1 pseudogene is annotated in these 717 nt (G+C 27.2%); it reads left to right on the top strand.

Features of this window, described 5'->3' with window-relative positions:
• A pseudogene (locus C6B38_RS06335) lies at positions 1–566 on the top strand (hypothetical protein); the annotation flags it as partial.
• Between the last annotated feature and the right edge of the window lie 151 nt (positions 567–717).

Below are 717 nucleotides of genomic sequence, written 5' to 3'. Positions count from 1 at the left end.
TTGATGGAACTAGTCCTCACGATGAGAAAAAAGTTCATAGTGGTAAAATACCGTGAATTGTTTTAGCGAGACATTTTGGACATCGTGCGTTGTTTACTGCTCAGCGTGAGGGTATGATTTGAAATAATATTCGCCAGTTAGCAAGTGGGATTATTATTCCAATTTCATTGAAAAAACCCGTTGCTAAAAAAGGATTTAATTTTTTTAATCGTTTYTTTATTATGCGAATTGGTATTTTTCAAGATATAACGGATTATGAAATTTGAAAAACAAAATCAGTAGAACGAAGAGCAGAAGGTAAAAGAGTAAAACATAAGTCGGATGTTGGGTTAGGAATTCGGTTTTTTAAAATAATTATTCCCCTTGAATTTGCGAATAAATATGATAGTCAATGRTTAAARTTTGTGCGTGATTTAAAGAATGGCGAAATTGTTAATAAAAAAGAATATTATTGGTCGGAAATCACAAAGTTAAGTGTTAAAGAACGATTAAAATTGTTTGATATTGATATTTTGAAAAAGAATTTAAAACCTAAAAAAGAGAAAGGAAATAGTAAAGATGATTAATTTATTAGTTGAAAATAATAATAGTAATTGAGACAAGATTTTTAGTTTTGTTTTTGATATATTTTTGTTTATTTTTGATGTAATTTGAAATACAAAATTACCGATGACATTTATTTTTGATGTAATTTGAAATACAAAATTACCGATGACA

Source organism: Spiroplasma sp. ChiS (genome assembly GCF_002968355.1).
Lineage (GTDB): Bacteria > Bacillota_I > Bacilli_A > Mycoplasmatales > Mycoplasmataceae > Spiroplasma > Spiroplasma citri.
The sequence above is the reverse complement of the archived record's forward strand: the minus strand, read 5'-3'. Positions and strand labels throughout refer to the sequence as shown.